The organism is Acidaminobacter hydrogenoformans DSM 2784, assembly GCF_900103005.1.
GTDB classification, from domain to species: Bacteria; Bacillota; Clostridia; order Peptostreptococcales; family Acidaminobacteraceae; genus Acidaminobacter; species Acidaminobacter hydrogenoformans.
Map to the genome: position 1 here is coordinate 20862 of NZ_FMWL01000002.1, position 15894 is coordinate 36755.

Here is a 15894-nt window from a genome sequence, read left to right on the forward strand (position 1 = left end):
GGCTATGAACATCAGAATTGCCTCCGCCTCCGGATTCTGCTTTGGCGTCAAGCGGGCCCTGGATCTCACGCTGGAGGCAAAAAACGCTCCGGGCGGCGCAGTCACTTATGGTGAGCTGATCCACAACCGGGATGTGGTGCGAAAACTGGAGTCAGAGGGCGTCAGCGTTATTGACTCACTGAAGGACGGGGCCGGCAAGACGGTGGTCATCCGTTCCCATGGCGTCCCAAAGTCGTTTCACGACGAAGCTGAGGCCCTTGGGATCAAGACCGTGGATGGGACTTGCCCGTTTGTGAAAAAGATTCACAGGCTGGTGGATGGCTTCAGCAGGGATGGCTCGCCCGTCATGATTGTGGGCACTGCGACACACCCTGAGGTCATTGGCATTGCCGGCTGGTGCCATGGTCCCGTGTATGTGGTGGATTCCCTTGAGACCCTTGAAGCCTGGGAAACGCAGCATCTTTCTGCCGATGGTCATTTTAACCAACCCCTCATATTAGTCGCACAAACCACCATCCGCCTGGCTCTTTGGACCTCAATCTACAAACGTCTCTCAGAGCACACAGCACACCTGGTCGCCCACAATACCATCTGCAAAGCAACTTCCGAACGTCAGACCAGTGCTGAAACTTTGTCCGCCGAAGTAGACTGCATGTTGGTCGTAGGAGGGCCACATTCCTCCAACACCAAAAAACTCTACGAAATTTGTAAAAAAAATTGTGAAAAAACCTATTTTATTGAATCTGCAGCAGATTTACAGATGATAAATTTGTTGAACTGTGATAATATAGGAATAACGGCTGGAGCATCAACCCCGGATTGGGTGATTGATGACATCTTGAATCAGTTAAAAAAAATTTCAAATAGTTGAAGGCGAGGTAACCTACATGGAAAACAACTCAATGGAACAATTCATGGATCAGATTGACGAGTCTTTACGCGCGCCGCGCAGCGGATCGATCGTAAAAGGCAAAGTTGTCCAGGTCAAGAGTGACGAAATTATTGTCAACATTGGATATAAAGCGGATGGCGTCATTCCTCTCGAAGAGATCTCAAGCGCTGCTACACCTGCTGATCTTAGCGAGTTCGAAGAAAACCAGGAAATCGAAGTTTATGTCATCAAAAACGACAACGGTGACGGCAACGTCCTTCTGTCCCTCAAGCGCGTCAGCATGTACGCGGATTGGGGCCTTCTCGAGGAAGCTTACGCGGCTGAAGAGGAGATCGAAGTCAAAGTTACAGAAACTGTCAAAGGCGGCGTCGTCGCTTACTACCAGGAAGCCCGTGGCTTTATTCCGGCTTCCCAAATCTCTACCCGTTATGTCAACGACCTCAAAGAGTACGTTGGTAAGACTATGCTCGTAAAAATCATTGAATTCAACCGCGAAAAACGCCGTGCGGTCTTCTCACGCAAAGTCGTTCTCCAGAAAGAGAATGCAGTGAAGAAGGAAGCCGTTTGGGAAAAGGTATTCGAAGGTGCTGTGGTTAAAGGCGAAGTCAAGCGTATCACGAGCTTTGGCGTATTTATCGACCTGGGCGGCATTGACGGTATGGCGCACATTTCCGAGCTGACTTGGGGCCGTATCAATAAGCCTCAGGAAGTTGTAAAAATTGGGGATGTTGTTGAAGTCAAGGTCATTGGCATTGATAAGTCCACAGAGAAAATTTCCCTCAGCATCAAGCAGCTGAAGGAAGATCCTTGGACGACGTTCATGGATCACTACGCTATTGGCGGCGTCTACGAATCAAAAGTTGTCAACCTCACTGACTTTGGCGCGTTCGTCGAGCTGGAGCCAGGTGTTGAGGGTCTCGTCCACGTGTCTCAAATCGCGCGCAGACGCGTTGAGAAGCCGTCTGACGAGCTCAAAGTCGGCGAGAAGCACTTCGTCAAGCTCCTTGATGTAGACCTCGAAAACCGCAGAATCAAGCTCTCCATGAAAGAGGTTGAGGATGAGGAAGCGGAGGAAGCTGCAGCTGAGGTTGAAGTTGAGGCAGAAGTCGTTGAGACTGAAGTGGCAGAAGCTGCTGAGGTTGTCGAAGAAGCTGAAGTGGTCGAGGCTGTAGAGGTCGCGTCTGAAGAAGCTGTCGAAGAAGCTGAGACTGAAGAAGCTGAGGCTGAAGAAGAGAAATAAAAATGATGGCATGACAAAAGCCACTTGACCCTCTTGGGGTCGAGTGGCTTTTTAATGTAAAGAAGCCGCGAAGAAAGCCGGCGCTCCGCGCGGCGTTCTCTGCGGCTTCTTCTCTCTTGTTAGTCTTTGGAAGTGTTAAGGCCGCCTTCTTCGATTCGTAATTTAAGCGCTCTGTGGACCGCATCCACGCGTTCTCGAGTCAGGCTATATGGCCTGTACGCCACATAGGAGAATACGAAGAACAAAATCCCGCCTAAGGCCAGCACCAAGCCTAAAATCAGCCCGGTATCTGACGACTGAACGCCAATCTCAGCGCTAAAGCCTGATAATTCGAGGACAAAGCCCAGAAGAAAAATGGCAATGGACTGAGACAGCTTATAGGACAACGTCATGCAGCCAAAAAAGACGCCTTCCTGCCGCATGCCAACTTCAAGGGCATTCACATCCACAGTATCCGCCACCATGGATTGAGGCAGGGTGTAGAGTCCGCCTGTGCCAAAACCGGCAAGCAAACTGAAGGGGATGAGATGATAGAATTCAAATTGGAAATAGTCTCGGAAAATAACCATGAGCATGAAGTAGAGACACCCTACAATGGAGATTTGAATCCCCAGCTTAATGAGCTCGTGTTTTTCCATTTTGACTGAGAGGGCGGCCCAGACAGGCTGACTAAGAATACTGACTATGATTTGAGTGCCTATAATAACAGCAATCCCCGTACTGTTGAGCGCAAAGGTATACGTAAAAACATGAAGACCTATGGTATTGATTAAAGCGCTGGAAAGGTTGGTGAACAGATAGCCAATGACAACAGAGGCATAATCTTTGTTTGAAAAGGCGTGCTTGACAGAGGTCAAAAAGTGTCCCATACCAACATGACCCTCTGATAGGATGCGGCTGTTCAGATGAGGGATCATAGGTCTTGTCGCGAAGATCACCACAAACATGGACAGTAGCATGAGGATTGAGGTTGCCATCCCCATGGACTGATACCCTGCCGGATTCAGCTGACCTATTGGATAGGCCTCTGTAGGCTTGAAAAACAAAATCAGACCGAGCGCAGCGGTAAAGAAAATGCCAAGTAAAAAGAATGCCGTTTTGACTGCCTGAATTTTTGTGCGCTCTTCATAACCTTCTGTGAGCTCTGCTGAAAGAGCTGTGTATGGCGTGATATAAATCGTCAAAAATGTTTTCAGCACGAGGATCCAGGTCGCCATTGAAAACAGTTTCATGTTGAGGCTCATTTCTGGCTGAATATACCAGAGCAGCACGTTGCTGAGGGCAATGCCAATCCCGCCAATCCAGAGGTAAATATGACGGCGGCCAAACCGTTTTGAACGGGTCTGGTCTGAAAGATAGCCCATGATGGGATCAGAAACCGCGTCCCAAATGACGCCAATACTCACCAGCATGCCGACCCAGGCGCCGTTCATGCCAAGCACAGCCGTGGCGTAAAACATTAAAAAAGTGGAGACGGCTTGGGAAATTACGCCGTAACCAAAATTACCGGCACCATAGCCCCACAAAGTAGTTCGTTTCAAAGTCGACTGCATAATGATAGGCTCCCTTGCCATGTATTTTTAGGGAAAATGGTTGGTTGGGGACAGGGACACACCACGGGGGACTGGGCCGCACCAAACTTGTCCTTTTTATTATACATTGAAAGCGCGCGGCAAGATAGGGCTTGTCACGAATTCTGTTTCCGAAAAGGGCTTCAGGTTGGTGAGGCTTAAAATTTCTGATATAATAAAGGGTACGAAATTTTATTAACAGTTTTCGCATATTACGATTTAAACCTTAATTATTTGCGAGGAGGACCCAACTTGAAACGCAGCGAACGACCACCACTTTCTGCGTCTGCCTATGCGGACCAGTCCTATTATATTCAGATCCAACGCAATTTAAACGCGCAGTTTGAGGTCGACCACGACCGGAAACGGCGGTTCATGATCATGACCTATGGCTGTCAAATGAATGAGCACGACTCTGAAAAACTCATGGGCATGCTGGGCGAAATGGGCTATGAGGAGGCGCTGACTAAAGAAGATGCGGACCTGATCATCTTCAACACCTGCTGCGTCCGGGAAAACGCTGAGCTGAGAGTCTACGGCAACCTGGGCGCGCTGAAGCCTCTGAAAAAGAAAAATCCTGACCTGCGGATTGTCGTATGTGGGTGTATGATGCAGCAGCCTCACGTGGTTGAGGAAATCAAACAAAAATATTCACACGTCTCTCTGGTGTTTGGGACCCATAACCTTCATCAGTTTCCGCATCTCCTTTCACAGTCCTATACCTCATCCCACCTTCTGGTAGATGTTTGGGATTCAGAGGGTGAGGTGATTGAGGGCTTGCCGGTTGCCAGAAAAGTAGGGATCAAGGCTTTCGTCAATATCACGTATGGCTGCAATAACTTCTGCACGTACTGCATTGTGCCCTATACACGGGGCAGGGAGCGGAGCAGGACACCGGAATCTATTGTGAGGGAAATCGAGGGATTGGTTCGGGATGGCGCTAAAGAGGTGACGCTGCTCGGGCAAAATGTCAATTCTTATGGGAAGGGACTGAAGCCGCTGGCAGAAAGTACTGGGGCTGGCTTTGAGCAGGTCCTGAATTTCCCCGCGCTGCTGGAGCGGGTCAGCCAGATTGAAGGACTTAAGCGGATCCGGTTCATGACGAGTCACCCCAAGGATATCTCTGAGGCACTGATTGAGGTCATGGCGCGGTGTGAGAACGTCTGCGAGTCACTGCACCTGCCGGTCCAGTCCGGGAGTGACCGGGTGCTGAAGGCCATGAACCGCCACTACACCAAAGGGCAGTACCTGGACCTTCTTGAGCTGGCGCGCAGACGCATTCCAGGGCTTTCGGTGACGACGGACATCATCGTTGGTTTTCCCGGGGAGACTGAGGAAGACCATGAGGAGACCATGGATCTGATCGAAAAGGCTCAGTATGATTCTGCTTTTACTTTTATGTATTCCATACGGACGGGAACGCCGGCTGCGGAGCGGGAGGACCAGGTGCCCGAGGACGTGAAACACGCGCGGTTCGACCGGATGCTGAAGCGGATGAACGAGATCGTGATAGAAAAAAACAAGGCTCACGTTGGTAAGACTTATGAAGTCATGATTGAGAATGAGGGCAAGGAAGGGGAAGGCACGCTGATTGGTCGGACGCGGCATAATCATCTGGTGGCGTTTGAGGGACCATCGGCATGGACCGGGTCTTTTGCTTTGGTGAAGATCACGCGTGCCAAAAACTTTTCCCTGGTAGGAGAAGTCGTGGAGGTTTTATAATGGATTACGACAAGCTGACGCCCATGATGCGGCAGTACTTTGAGATCAAGAACAACTATCCGGACTATATCCTGTTTTACAGGCTCGGGGATTTTTACGAGATGTTTTTTGACGACGCCGTTACAGCGTCACGGGAGCTGGAGCTGACGCTGACAGGGCGAAACTGCGGTCTTGAGGAGCGGGCGCCGCTATGCGGCGTCCCTTATCACGCGGCGGACGTGTATCTGTCCAGGCTGGTGGAGAAGGGCTACAAAGTGGCCATCTGTGAGCAGGTGGAGGATCCGGCCACGGCCAAGGGGCTCGTCAAACGGGAAGTGGTGCGCATTTTGACGCCGGGGACGGTCATTGATCCGGCTTTTTTGGATGAGCGTGAGAACAACTATGTCCTGGCTCTTTCGGAGAAGAGCGCCTGGTCGGTGGCTTACGCGGATATCACGACCGGGGAGCTGAAAACGACTCTTTTTGACCCAGAAAAGGGTACGGACCGGGTACTGGAAGAAATTCTCAAGGTTAAACCCAGGGAGATTATTGTTAGTAAAGCCTTCGGTGGTTTACATAATGATATTATGTCAACCTTAAGCACCGAAGGTTACACCATGACCACCGTACCGGACGCCTATTTCGATCCCAATCAAGCCACGCCGTTGATCCGGAGGGTATATGGGGTGCTTTCCCTTGAAGGTCTGGGACTCGCGCCGGACAGTGCTCAGCTCAGCGCCGTTGGCGGGCTTTTAGCTTATATTGAAGAGACGCAAAAGGTAGATCTCAGACATTTTGAACATATTCAGGTCTATCAGACGGGACAGTTCATGATGCTGGATAAATTCGCGTGGCGAAATTTAGAAATCGTGGAAACCCTGCGGGATAAGCGTAAGCGGGGCTCTCTTCTGTGGGTCCTGGACCAGACAGCCACCAGCATGGGCGGCAGGCGGCTCAGACAGTGGCTGGAGCGTCCGCTATTAGATACAGCGGCTATTGAGCAGCGTCTGGAAACCGTTGACCTCTTCGTCAACGACCTGATCCTGAGAAGCGAAGTCCGGGATCTGCTGAAGTCGGTGTACGACCTGGAGCGTTTGTCCTCAAAGCTTGTCTTTGGGACCATCAATGCCAGGGATCTTCTGGCACTTAAGGCTTCCCTCGCAATACTGCCGGACCTTAAGGCCATTCTTACTGACGGCGACGCTGCGCTGCTCAATCAGCTCAGAGGAGAGATTGATCCTTTGCAGGATGTCTATGGTCTGATTGAGGAAGCGATCACGGACGACCCACCCCTCTCCGTGAAGGAGGGCGGGCTCCTTCGCTCTGAGTACAATGCGGACCTGGCGGAGCTGCGGGACATAGTCCAAAACGGAAAACAGTGGATTCTGGACCTCGAAGCCAGGGAAAGACAACGCACGGGCATTAAGACGCTCAAAGTGGGCTTCAACAAAGTTTTTGGCTATTTTCTGGATATTACACGCGCCAACAGCCACCTGGTGCCTGAGGATTATCAGCGTAAGCAGACACTGGCGAATTCAGAGCGCTATTTTACACCGGAGCTGAAGGCTCTTGAGGAGAAAGTCCTTGGGGCTGAAGAACGCATTACAGGCCTTGAATATGAGCTGTTTACCGAGATCAGAACGGCGGTGCTGGCTGAAGTCTCAAGGCTGAAGCGGACAGCGGATGCAGTGGCTGCCATTGATGTGCTGGTGGGCCTTGCGGAGCTGGCTTATGTCCAGAATTATTGCCGGCCAACCACAGGTGAGCCCGGTACGCTGACCATTGAGGGCGGACGGCATCCCGTCATAGAAAAGATGTTTCCAAAAGTGCCGTTCATTCCAAACGACGCTGCACTGGATCAGGATGAGCAGCAGTTTCATATCATCACGGGACCCAATATGGCGGGTAAGTCCACTTACTTGCGTCAGGTAGCTTTGATTGCGCTGCTGTATCAAATAGGCTCTTTTGTGCCGGCGCACAGGGCGTCCCTGTCCCCGGTTGACCGTATATTTACCCGTGTAGGGGCCTCAGATGACCTCTCCCAGGGCCAGTCCACCTTTATGGTGGAGATGATTGAGCTGTCCCACATCCTGCGGCACGCGACACCACAGTCCCTCATTTTGCTGGATGAAATAGGCCGTGGCACCAGCACCTACGACGGCCTCAGCATAGCCTGGGCAGTGGTGGAGCACTTGTCACGACGCAGCGGGATCAGGGCCAAGACCATGTTCGCCACCCACTATCATGAGCTGACGGAGCTTGAAGGCAAGTTCAATGGCGTGAAGAATTTCTGCATTGCCGTTCGTGAACAGGGCGACGACATTGTGTTCCTGCGCAAGATTGTCAGGGGCGGCGCCAACCAGAGCTTTGGCATCCAGGTTGCGCGGCTGGCAGGCCTGCCGGAAACCGTGGTCACCCGTGCCCGGCAGATTCTCAGGAAGCTTGAGGAAAATGACATCAACAACAACATTCAGCAGCTGAATGACCTTGATAAGGATCTCGCGGTGGCGCCAAGCCCTGCCGTACAGCAGCTGAGCTTTTTAACCGCGGGACAAGCCGATGGTCTCATTTCCGAAATCGCCGCTCTGGACGTCCTCAAAATGACGCCCCTTGAAGCTATGGGCGCGCTGGACCGACTGATTGAAGAAGCCCGAAGGATTAGTCCAGGGAAGGGGAGATGAGCATGAGCGAACTCGAAACGGCACAACAATCTGAAGAAGCTCTGCTGGAGCCAAGGCGGATCCAAAGGCTCTCTCCTCAGGTGTCGGATAAAATCGCGGCGGGCGAGGTGGTCGAGCGCCCGGCAGCAGTGCTCAAGGAGCTGGTTGAAAACGCCATAGACGCTGGGGCCAGCAAAATTGTCGTTGAAGTTGAGCAGGGCGGAAAGAAATATATCCGCGTGACAGACAACGGAAGCGGCATGAATCCGGAAGATGTAGCCTTGGCCTTTGAGCGCCATGCCACCAGTAAAGTCGCCTCCATAGAGGATTTGGTTTCCCTGCGGACACTGGGCTTCAGAGGCGAGGCCCTCTCGAGTATAGCGGCAGTCTCTTATCTTGAAATGACCACAAGACGGCAAAAGGATGAAGAAGGGCTTCACATTACCTTGGCCGGTGGGCGGGAGACGGACCGGAGAGCGACTTCAGCCGCCCATGGCACCACGGTGGTCGTCAAGGACCTCTTCTTCAATACACCAGCGCGACTGAAGTTTATGAAGTCCGCAGCGGCTGAAGCGGCTTATATCACTGATCTGATGACAAAACTGGCCCTGTCCCATCCAGAGCTCTCCATCCAGTTTGTGCTGGATAAACGGCTGGTTTTTAAGACGCCGGGGGATGACAAGGTGTTCTCTGCGGCCTATGCGACTCTTGAGCGGGCCCTGAGCCGGTCCCTCTTTGAATTCAGCTTTGAAAATGAGCTGGTTCGGGTAAGCGGCTGGGCTTCGAAGATTGATTATACCCGGGGCAACCGCAATTATCAGATGACCTTTGTGAACGGGCGCTATGTGAAGAGCAGAATGACCCTGGATGCGATTCAGTATGCCTATCAGGGGCTTCTGCCGGGCGGGCGATTTCCAGCGGTGCTGCTTTATCTGAAAATTCAGCCGGATGGGTGCGATGTCAATATTCATCCCCAAAAGACAGAGATCAAATTTGAAAGGGAAGACGCCATCCGTAATTTTATTTCCGTCGAGTTGAAGCGCGCCCTGGAGAGAATGCAGCAGGTTCCGGTGCGCAGCTTCACGACGAAACCGGTTTGGGAATCGAAGCCACAGGCCCCAGAAATAGCTGCAGAGCTTGAAGAAAGACCAAAAAGCCCTATAGAAATGCCATATAAAGGCATAAACATAGGGGAAGTTGATCAAAAACAGGTGGGGACTGGGCCGAGCCAAACAGCCCCCAACCAAACCGAAACGCATCCAGCAATCCACAGCAGGGAAACCGCCCCGGCTTATTCAGATCATACGACGAGAAGCTCAGTTGAAGAGAGCGGAAGCGTTGAATCCACAGAGACAATGAAGCCATCTACCGAACCACCAACAAAACCGACAATAGCCTCACCTTATAAAGGACCCGCAAAGGCACCTTCAAAAGCACCCATGAATTTTGACACCACACTTCTCGAAAATCTGGTGATCCCAGAGACGAGATTCGCAGGCCTCGAAGAAGTCGCCAGACCTTCACAAACTGCGCCCACAGAAACCCTTTATGATGGGGCTCGGTATGTTGGCCAGATCTTTAAATCCTTTTTAATGTATGAAAAAGAAAATCATTTGCTGTTGATTGATCAGCACGCTGCCCACGAAAAAATTCTTTATGCCAGAATGAAACGCGACCATGAGCGCCGGGAGATTGTCAGGCAGCTTTTGGTGGAGCCCATTTTGATTGAGTGCGACAAAGCGACAGCACTGCTGCTGAGTGATCGCAGCGAGACGCTGGAACAGATTGGCTTTTCCCTTGAGCCCTTTGGCGAGACGGATTTCATTCTCAGAGAAGTGCCCATGCTGTTCGACGTACCAGGGACCAAGCGCTTCTTTGATCAGCTGAAGGATAAGGAAAGCGTCCACGAACTGCAAACGGCCGCGCAAAAGCCTATTGAGGACCGTCTGATGAGCATGGCCTGCAAAGCGGCGGTCAAGGCTAACGACGCCCTGACGCCTTTTGAAGCCGCCCAGCTGATCAAAGAACTGAGGACCCTCGATTCTCCCTACACTTGCCCACATGGACGGCCTCTGGTCGTGCGTATGGAGCGGCATGAGCTGGAGAAGAAATTCCTGAGAACGTAATCCGTTCGTCAGCATAACGTCATCAGAGCGACTTGAAGAACGCAAGAAGAAGGTGATCCTTTGACCGTAGCAACAACACCACCAGTTGCAGCAGCTACAACCTCGGTGGGTACTGCACCACCAGTTGCTAAAGCCTCAGGGAGGGATGTCGTCATGATTGCCGGCCCAACAGCGGTTGGCAAGACGAAGATTTCCATTGAGCTCTGCCGGCGGCTGGATGGCGAAATCCTTTCTGCGGATTCCATGCAGATCTACAAATATATGAACATTGGCAGCGCTAAGCCCACAGAGGCAGAACAGGCGGGGATCCCCCACCACATGATGGATGTGGTGGATCCTGCTGAGGCTTTTTCGGCCGCAGATTACAAAGCGGCTGCTGAGGCGTGTCTTGAGGAGATCCTGTCAAGAGGCAAGCTGCCCATCATGGTGGGCGGGACTGGCCTCTACTTTGACGCACTGCTGTACGACCGGGACTTTTCAGGCTCGGCCGGAGACGGGGTTTTGCGGGAAGCCTTCGAAGCCATTGCCAGGGCACAGGGCAATGAGGCGCTGCATGACATGCTAAAAGAAAAGGATGCAGAGGCTGCGGCCCGCATCCATCCCAACAATGTCCGCAGAGTGGTCAGGGCGCTGGAGCTGATTGAGACCACGGGTTCGGCGACGCCAGCCTTTGATCAGGCGCCTGAGCCAAATCCACGCTATAATTTTATACTTTTGGGGCTCACCGACCATCGGCAGGCACTTTATGAGCGGATTGACCAAAGAGTGGACGCCATGTTCGAGGCGGGGCTCGTGGATGAAATAATTATTTTGAAAAACTTGGGCTTAAGTGATAAATTCCAGTCCATGCAGGGTATAGGTTACAAGGAAGTATTCCGATATCTGGACGGGCTGGCAACTTTAGAGGAGACCATAGCTTTGATCAAGCAGAGCTCCCGGCGGTATGCCAAGCGGCAGCTCACTTGGTTCAAGCGGTATCCAACCCTCGAGTGGTTTGAGGTAGACGGCTTGACGGATCCAGATTCGGTGATCGACCAGATAGAGAGAGCCATACGTCAAAAAATGTCACGGGAGGGTTAATCGTATGAAAGTCGCATTGAATCTGCAGGATATTTTTCTCAACCAGGTGAGAAAGGATAAAACCCAAATCACCGTCTTTCTGATCAGCGGGTACCAAATCAAGGGCCAGGTGAAGGGCTTTGACAGCTACACCATTGTCCTTGACAGCGAAGGCAAGCAGCAGATGATCTACAAGCACGCCATTTCAACCATTATCCCTAGCCGTGCGGTGAATTTCAATACCGGCAGGCCAGATGAGCCGCCTGTCGTCGACTAACTTCACTTCATTCTAAACTCTTGTGGCGCGACGCTATAAAGGGTACTCCAGTTGCGGGGTACCCTTTTTTATTTTTTTGGATTAGGTTCTAGTGCAGCAGCACACTTGACGGGCACTTCAAAAAAGTAAATAATAAGGAGGGTATTTTTCTTCGAAATTTTGTTTCAAGCTGCAATTTATTCAGTCCCTGTCCCCAACCAAAAATTCAGGCCGGCCCAGTCCCCAACCACCACAAGGAGGTTCACACCCTTGCCACACTATCTCGAGCTTCTCGGCATCCCGTCAGATGTCCTCGCCCTCGTCCAGGACGTGGAGCAGGACACCTGCGCGCTGAATGCTGACATTGACGCCAAGGCGTCCTATAACCAGATTAAAATTCTCAAGAGCATGCAGGCCCACCGGCTGAGCGACATGCACTTCGCCTGGAACACCGGGTATGGTTATGACGATCCCGGCCGCGAGACCGTCGAAAAGATTTACGCCAGCGTCTTTGACGCAGAAGCCGCACTGGTGCGCCCGCTGATCGTCAACGGTACCCACGCGCTTTCCCTGTGCCTGCAGGGCGTCCTGCGTCCGGGCGACCTCATGATCAGCGTCACGGGCAAGCCCTATGACACCCTGGATCAGGTGATTGGCATTACACCTGCGACTGCCAATGGTCACCCGCCCGCAGCGTCAAGAGGGCAGGGCACCTTGGCCGAATACGGCATCCTCTACGCCCAAATCGACCTCCTGGAGGACGGCAGACTCGATCTCGAGCGCATTGCCACCTGCGTCAGCTCAGAAAAGCCCCGCATGATCTACCTCCAGCGCTCCAGCGGCTACAGCTGGCGCCGTGCACTGACTGTGCCGGAAATCGCGGACATGATCCGCGCCATCAAGGCCATTGACCCGCAGGTCGTGGTCATGGTGGACAACTGCTACGGCGAATTCATTGACACTCAGGAGCCTACCAGCGTTGGCGCCGACCTCATGGCTGGCTCCCTCATCAAGAACCCCGGCGGCGGCCTGGCCCTCAGCGGCGGCTATGTCGTGGGCCGCAGGGACTTGGTGGAACTGGTCTCCTACCGCATGACCACCCCGGGCATAGGCGGCGAATGCGGCCTGACCTTCGGACAGAACCGCACCATTCTCCAAGGCCTCTTTATGGCGCCGATGGTCGTTGCTTCCGCCCTCAAAGGCGCCGTCTTCTGCGCACGTCTCTACGAACGGCTGGGCTTCGAGGTCAACCCCAAATGGGATCAGGGCCGCAGTGACATCATCCAGGCCGTCCGGCTGGGCACCGCAGACCGGGTCATCAGCTTCTGCCGCGGCATCCAGAGCGCTGCCCCTGTGGACGCCCACGTCGTCCCAATGCCTTGGGCCATGCCCGGATACACCAGCGATGTCATCATGGCTGCCGGCGCCTTTGTCCAAGGCTCCTCCATTGAGCTCAGCGCAGACGCGCCCATCCGCGAGCCTTTCGACGTCTTTTTCCAGGGCGGTCTGACTTTTGCCCATTCCCAGTATGGCGCGGTCAGGAGTCTCCTCGCCATGAGGGAAGACAAGGTTTTGTAATTTTGACTCCGGCCAGGTTTGATGTCTTCACGAATTTAAGTTTGATGAATTTAACACATTTTTCTGTGAAATATTCTTGTAACCTTTTTTCGACTGTGTTATACTGTCCCCATAGCAGGGAACGATTGATGCGGTCTCTGTCGTGTAAAATTTAATTTGAATTCGCTGTAACCCAGCAAAGATTAAGGCTTTACAGGGTCAGTATGAATGCGTGTGCATTCGTGCTGACTCTTTTTATTTAAAATGCACTCATAAATCCATGTCAACAATCTATGTCAACAACATTTTGGAGGGGAGATTACATGAGCACTAAGTCCACATCGATCTTTGATTTTTATGGCAAACCAGATTTCCTGACCGCACTGCCGCTTTCGTTCCAGCACGTCCTTGCCATGATCGTAGGCAACATTACGCCAGCCCTGATCATCTCTGGTACAGTCAACGCACTCGCAGCCAAGACCGGCATTGCGTCCCAGGGCGCTGACGCGGCCACGCTCGTACAAAGCGCCATGTTCCTCGCCGCTATTGCTACACTGATTCAGCTGTTCCCAATCGCTATTGTCGGTTCCAAGCTCCCGGTCATCATGGGCGTCAGCTTTGCTTACATACCAACCATGTCCGCCATTGGTTCACAATACGGCCTTCCGGGCATCCTCGGGGCACAGATTGTCGGTGGTGTCGTCGGTATTATGGTCGGTATCTTCATTAAGCCGCTCAGAAAATACTTCCCGCCTATTGTCGCCGGTACCGTCGTTATGAGTATTGGTCTATCCCTCTACACGACAGCGGTCAACTATATTGGCGGCGGCGCGGGTCTCAAAGCAACTGCACCAGAGCTCTTTGGCGCACCTAATCAGCTTATCGTTGGCTTTGCGACGCTCCTTACTGTTTTGTTTGTCGGCCAGTTCGGCAAAGGGATCGTCAAACTGTCCTCAATCCTGATCGGTATCCTCGTCGGTTATGCCATCGCGCTTCCAATGGGTATGGTCAATTTCGCAGCGATCGGCCAGAAATCATGGTTCGCGCTTCCTGCTCTCGGCCAGTTCCCTATTGAATTCCATCCTGCTGCAATTGTCTCCATGGCGGTCATCTTCATTGTCAACTCCATTCAGGCGGTTGGCGACTTGTCCGCAACGACTATAGGCGGCCTCAACCGCGAAGTTACGGACAACGAGCTTCGTGGCGGCATCATTGCCAGCAACATGGGCTCAATCATTGGCGCTTTCTTTGGTGGCCTTCCGGTTGCGACTTACAGCCAGAACGTCGGTATCGTTTCCACTACAAAGGTTGTCAGCCGCGTGGTCTTCATGTTCGCAGCGATCTTTGTCCTGATCGCAGGCTTCATTCCTAAGTTCGGCGCGCTCATGACCACGATTCCACAGTCAGTTATTGGCGGCGCGACTATCGGCGTCTTCGCGATCATCACTATGTCTGGTGTCCGTCTGATCACCCAGCAGGAAATGACAACCAGAAACACGACTATTGTTGGTTTGGCTCTCGCCCTTGGTATGGGCATCACGGCAGTGCCACAGTTCCTCGCAAACTATCCGCAGTGGGTCTCCATGGTCTTTGGCAGCTCCCCAGTCGTTATCGCAACAATTGTTGCTTTCACCCTCAATATCATCCTTCCTAAGAAATCACTTGTGGATGAGCAAAAAGAGCGTGACGAGATCGAAGCGAAGCGTGAAGCGAAAGCTGCTGGCAAGTAATCCTTAGTGGTTTACAACAAATAAACGCTTGCTAACCTTAATTAAATTTATTGAAATCAAAAACAGGAAACGGATTCAATGGCTACGGCCGCTGAAACCTTTTCCTGTTTTTTTGTTTTGGTTATAAAGAAACGTTATGGTGATTTTGTTTATTTAATGATAATTTATCTATAATTGTAATAATTACAGTTTGTAGATATAATTAATGGGTAAATAGTCATTGATCAACATCTTCTATAGCTGATGCTTAATCTGCTATAGATCCCTGATCCTTCATTGACAAAATAAAATTCGAGAAAGGGGAGATGGATTGAATGCCAACACCATTTAAGGCCGGATGCCAAAGACCGGCCGGTACCACACTTGCTGCAACCACAGAGGAAACTAAAGCCCCAGAAATGGACAAAAAGGAGGACAAACAATTTATGATCAAAGTCGGCGCACCTGCACCGGATTTCGAGTTGCCGGGATATCTGAACGGAGAATTCTCCAACTATAAGCTTTCTGAATACAAAGGCAAATGGGTCTTTGTCTGTTTCTATCCAGGCGACTTCACTTTTGTCTGAGCCACCGAAGTGTCAGCGGTCGCTGACGAATTCCCAGAGCTTCAGAAGCTTGGTGTAGAAGTCCTGTCAATCAGTGTCGACAGCATTTATGTTCACAAAATGTGGGAAGACAATGAGCTTTCCAAAATGGTCGAAGGCGGAATTCCATTCCCTATGCTTTCAGACCAGAATGGCAATGTTGGACGTCTCTATGGCGTTTATAATGAAGAAGCTGGCGTAGAAGCGCGTGGCCGCTTCATTATTGACCCAGACGGCATTGTTCAGGCTTACGAAGTTCTCACTCCTCCAGTTGGCAGAAACGTCGCTGAGTCCCGCCGCCAGATCCAGGCCTTCCAGCTCGTCAGAGCTTCAAAAGGCACTGAAGCTACACCTTCCGGATGGCAGCCAGGCAGAGCGACCCTTAAGCCAGGTCCAGATCTTGTCGGCAACGTCTGGAAAGTATGGAAAGTTGAAGACGGAAAATAGTTTGCGGTTTGAACCCGTCGCTTAAGGAGCTCGCGCCCCTGCAAGCAACATGTTCATGCAAGTGAAAAACG

At 51.9% G+C, this 15894-nt stretch carries 11 protein-coding genes; 10 read left to right on the top strand and 1 reads right to left on the bottom strand.

The features are described 5' to 3' along the window. Positions 1-4: 4 nt before the first annotated feature. A complete protein-coding gene (ispH, locus tag BLP63_RS01995) occupies positions 5-871 on the top strand; it encodes a 4-hydroxy-3-methylbut-2-enyl diphosphate reductase (protein WP_242870772.1) in 867 nt (288 codons plus the stop codon). Positions 872-887: 16 nt separating this feature from the next. Continuing rightward, positions 888-2132 (top strand): 30S ribosomal protein S1, encoded by a 1245-nt coding sequence (gene rpsA, locus BLP63_RS02000; protein ID WP_092589221.1) that lies wholly within the window; start codon positions 888-890, stop codon positions 2130-2132. A gap of 119 nt (positions 2133-2251) precedes the next feature. On the opposite strand, the gene BLP63_RS02005 is transcribed toward rpsA, so the two are convergent. Beyond that, positions 2252-3685, bottom strand: a complete 1434-nt coding sequence (locus tag BLP63_RS02005) for an MFS transporter (protein WP_170829233.1) — start codon at positions 3683-3685, stop codon at positions 2252-2254. A gap of 270 nt (positions 3686-3955) precedes the next feature. Here BLP63_RS02005 and miaB point away from each other — a divergent pair, with 270 nt between their 5' ends. From miaB to prxU, 8 genes are all read left to right on the top strand, one after another. Then, positions 3956-5425 (top strand): tRNA (N6-isopentenyl adenosine(37)-C2)-methylthiotransferase MiaB, encoded by a 1470-nt coding sequence (gene miaB / locus BLP63_RS02010; protein WP_242870754.1) that lies wholly within the window; start codon positions 3956-3958, stop codon positions 5423-5425. Next, on the top strand, positions 5425-8085 hold the full coding sequence (gene mutS, locus BLP63_RS02015; protein WP_242870755.1) for a DNA mismatch repair protein MutS: 2661 nt from the start codon (positions 5425-5427) through the stop codon (positions 8083-8085). Before miaB ends, mutS begins: the two co-directional genes overlap by 1 nt. Before the next feature lie 2 nt (positions 8086-8087). After that, positions 8088-10190 carry a DNA mismatch repair endonuclease MutL gene (gene mutL / locus BLP63_RS02020; protein ID WP_170829234.1) on the top strand — a complete coding sequence of 701 codons (2103 nt, stop codon included), beginning with the start codon at positions 8088-8090 and terminating at the stop codon, positions 10188-10190. Between the two features lie 60 nt (positions 10191-10250). Continuing rightward, a complete protein-coding gene (miaA, locus tag BLP63_RS02025; RefSeq protein ID WP_242870756.1) occupies positions 10251-11270 on the top strand; it encodes a tRNA (adenosine(37)-N6)-dimethylallyltransferase MiaA in 1020 nt (339 codons plus the stop codon). A 4-nt stretch (positions 11271-11274) separates the two neighbouring features. Next, positions 11275-11526, top strand: a complete 252-nt coding sequence (gene hfq, locus BLP63_RS02030; protein WP_092589225.1) for an RNA chaperone Hfq — start codon at positions 11275-11277, stop codon at positions 11524-11526. Between the two features lie 249 nt (positions 11527-11775). Continuing rightward, positions 11776-13083, top strand: coding sequence for a methionine gamma-lyase family protein (locus BLP63_RS02035; protein WP_092589226.1), 1308 nt, complete (start codon positions 11776-11778; stop codon positions 13081-13083). A gap of 302 nt (positions 13084-13385) precedes the next feature. Beyond that, positions 13386-14792, top strand: a complete 1407-nt coding sequence (locus BLP63_RS02040) for a nucleobase:cation symporter-2 family protein (RefSeq protein ID WP_092589227.1) — start codon at positions 13386-13388, stop codon at positions 14790-14792. A 314-nt stretch (positions 14793-15106) separates the two neighbouring features. Further along, positions 15107-15823 carry a thioredoxin-dependent peroxiredoxin gene (gene prxU / locus BLP63_RS17025; protein ID WP_242870757.1) on the top strand — a complete coding sequence of 239 codons (717 nt, stop codon included), beginning with the start codon at positions 15107-15109 and terminating at the stop codon, positions 15821-15823. The last annotated feature ends 71 nt before the right edge of the window (positions 15824-15894 follow it).